Annotated in this window: 1 tRNA gene and 2 rRNA genes; all 3 read right to left on the bottom strand. The window is 53.0% G+C overall.

From position 1 onward, the window contains the following. Window position 1 precedes the first annotated feature (1 nt). A tRNA-Met gene (locus AC2FFE_RS20785) sits at window positions 2-78 on the bottom strand. A gap of 47 nt (window positions 79-125) precedes the next feature. Continuing rightward, window positions 126-240: ribosomal RNA gene (gene rrf / locus AC2FFE_RS20780) — 5S ribosomal RNA — on the bottom strand. A gap of 189 nt (window positions 241-429) precedes the next feature. Beyond that, window positions 430-3,296, bottom strand: a 23S ribosomal RNA gene (locus tag AC2FFE_RS20775). Between the last annotated feature and the right edge of the window lie 390 nt (window positions 3,297-3,686).

Below are 3,686 nucleotides of genomic sequence, written 5' to 3'. Positions count from 1 at the left end.
TTGGTTGCGGGGAGAGGATTTGAACCTCTGACCTTCAGGTTATGAGCCTGACGAGCTACCGGACTGCTCCACCCCGCGCCAGGTGTTTTGCTGATCGTTTAGAGAGATATGTGGGCTTTTGCTAGGTTTGGCGGTGACCTACTCTCCCGGGGCTTAAGCCCAAGTACCATTGGCGCGGCAGTGCTTAACTTCCGGGTTCGGGATGGGACCGGGTGTTTCACTTGCGCTATGACCACCAAACCGAGGAAAAGCCCATGTCGACTTTCTTGCAGAGCAAGAAAGCGACGGGTGGCAGGCAGCGTATTCGCTTGCGAATGCGCGGTGCCACTCGGTTGTTATGTCACCCCTTTACGGGGTTTCACATCAATCAACGTTGTCCAACTCAAGGTCAGTGTATGCTTTTGGTGATTTGTCTTTCCATTACTGGATCAAATCAAGCCTATCGGGCGATTAGTACCGGTCAACTGAACGCATTACTGCGCTTACATCTCCGGCCTATTGACGTGGTGGTCTTCCACGGCCCTCAGGGAGACCTTGTTTTGAGGGGGGCTTCCCGCTTAGATGCCTTCAGCGGTTATCCTGTCCGATCATAGCTACCCAGCACTGCCGTTGGCACGACAACTGGTCCACCAGTGGATCGTTCACCCCGGTCCTCTCGTACTAGGGGCAACTCCTCTCAAGTCTCCTACACCCACGGCAGATAGGGACCGAACTGTCTCACGACGTTCTAAACCCAGCTCACGTACCTCTTTAAACGGCGAACAGCCGTACCCTTGGGACCTGCTCCAGCCCCAGGATGAGATGAGCCGACATCGAGGTGCCAAACACTGCCGTCGATATGGACTCTTGGGCAGTATCAGCCTGTTATCCCCGGCGTACCTTTTATCCGTTGAGCGATGGCCCTTCCACTCGGGACCACCGGATCACTATGGCCGTCTTTCGACTCTGCTCGACTTGTCAGTCTTGCAGTCAGGCTGGCTTCTGCCATTGCACTCAACGAGCGATTTCCGACCGCTCTGAGCCAACCTTCGCGCGCCTCCGTTACGCTTTAGGAGGCGACCGCCCCAGTCAAACTACCCGCCACGCAGGGTCCCGGATCCGGATAACGGACCGCGGTTAGACATCAAGAGTGCGAAGGGTGGTATCTCAAGGGAGGCTCCACAGGGACTTGCGTTCCTGCTTCAAAGCCTACCACCTATCCTGCACATCACAATCCTGATGCCAGTGCGAAGCTGTAGTAAAGGTGCACGGGGTCTTTCCGTCTAACCGCGGGAAGCCTGCATCTTGACAGGCAATTCAATTTCGCTGAGTCGATGTTGGAGACAGCGGGGAAGTCGTTACGCCATTCGTGCAGGTCGGAACTTACCCGACAAGGAATTTCGCTACCTTAGGACCGTTATAGTTACGGCCGCCGTTTACCTGGGCTTCAATTCAAGGCTCTCACCTCTCCTTTTAACCTTCAGGCACCGGGCAGGCGTCAGACCCTATACGTCGTCTTGCGACTTCGCAGAGCCCTGTGTTTTTAATAAACAGTCGCCACCCCCTGGTTTGTGCCCCCAGCCCCTAGTTGCCTAGGAACCGGGCCTCCTTCTCGCGAACTTACGGAGGTATTTTGCCGAGTTCCTTCAACATCGTTCTCTCAAGCGCCTTGGTATGCTCTACCAGTCCACCTGTGTCGGTTTAGGGTACGGTCTTATAGGAGGGCTATTTCCAGGAACCTCTCAGCAGCCCATTCAATCCAATAAGGATGAACTACCTCTGAGATCCGTCACCACTCCACGGCCTAGGAATATTAACCTAGTTCCCATCGCCTACGCCTTTCGGCCTCGGCTTAGGGGCCGGCTTACCCTGCTCAGATTAGCTTTAAGCAGGAACCCTTGGACTTTCGGCGAGAGTGTCTCTCACACTCTTTGTCGCTACTCATGTCATCATTCTCACTAGTGATCTCTCCACGGGATCGCTCACGCGCCCGCTTCATCGAAAAGACTTGATCCTGCGCTACCGCCTATTCGGCGACTTGAGCGCGATTACTCGCGCCAAATGACCAGCGGCAATACAGGATAAGTCTTATGTCACACTACGCTCTGCTACCGATGCTTACGCATCCCTAGACTTCGGCTCATGGCTTGAGCCCCGTTACATCTTCGCCGCAGGACAACTTATTTAGACCAGTGAGCTGTTACGCTATCTTTAAAGGATGGCTGCTTCTAAGCCAACCTCCTGGTTGTTTTGGTCGTCCCACCTGCTTTCCCACTTAGCCATGAATTGGGGGCCTTAGTCGTAGGTCAGGGTTGTTTCCCTCTCCACTACGGACGTTAGCATCCGCAGTGTGTCTGCCATCTAGTACTCCCGGGTATTCGGAGTTTGGTTAGGATCAGTAAGCCTGTGGGGCCCCATTACCCATCCAGTGCTCTACCCCCCGGGGTATTCGGATGACGCTCTACCTAAATAGATTTCGCAGAGAACCAGCTATCTCCGAGTTTGATTGGCCTTTCACCCCTAGGCACAGCTCATCCCGATCCTTTTCAACGGATGTGGGTTCGGTCCTCCAGTAAGTGTTACCTTACCTTCAACCTGGCCATGCCTAGATCACTCGGTTTCGGGTCTGATCCCACGAACTCATACGCCCTATTAAGACTCGCTTTCGCTACGCCTACACCTAACGGCTTAAGCTTGCTCGTGAGACCAAGTCGATGACCCATTATACAAAAGGTACGCCGTCAGATCTCGAGGATCCTCCGACTGATTGTAGGCGTTCGGTTTCAGGTACTGTTTCACTCCCCTCGTCGGGGTGCTTTTCACCTTTCCCTCACGGTACTGGTTCACTATCGGTCAGCAAGGAGTACTTAGCCTTCGAAGGTGGTCCTCCGATCTTCAGACAGAATTTCACGTGTTCCGCCCTACTTAATACGTCCGATCATGCTTCATATACGGGACTATCACCCTCTATGGTCCTGCTTCCCAACAGGTTCTATTCACACTCACGGCTCGGCTGGTCCCCGTTCGCTCGCCGCTACTAGGGGAGTATCAATTGATTTCCTTTCCTCCGGGTACTTAGATGTTTCAGTTCCCCGGGTTTGCCTTTATAACCCTATGTATTCAGGTCATAAATACCTGGTTAAGCCCATTATTGATTAGCACAGCTAACAATAACAAACTTTCAGGTGGGTTGCCCCATTCAGAGATCCATGGATCAAAGCTTATTCTCAGCTCCCCATGGCTTATCGCAGAGTATCACGTCTTTCATCGCCTCTTGCTGCCAAGGCATTCACCAAACGCCCTTCTCGCGCTTGATTTGATCCAGAAAAAGAAAGACTTGACCATTTGTCCTACCGCCTATTCGGCTACTTGAGGACGTGAACTCTTTCGGCCTGTCGGCCTGCAGAGTTCGGTCAGATCGATCGTGATCATCCAGCTGGTAACTAAAGATGATCGTTCTTCTGAACCAAAAACATACATTTCCCGCACTCTTTCATGTCCTACCGCCTATTCGGCTACTTGAGGACAATCAGAGTACAAATGAGCAACCCCATATGGTCTCTCAGCCGTGCAGCTGATCAACGCAGGTCGCTCGGGTTAGTATATTTGACTTGGACAACTCTGTTCGTTTCGATCGGGATACACGAGACAGGGCCGGCTAGACCCAAACCGTGCCGTCCATCAGACGATGGAACCGACCGAGATCA

The sequence above is a fragment of the Ruegeria sp. YTSA168 genome, assembly GCF_059610045.1.
This window is presented reverse-complemented; position numbering and strand designations above follow the sequence as displayed.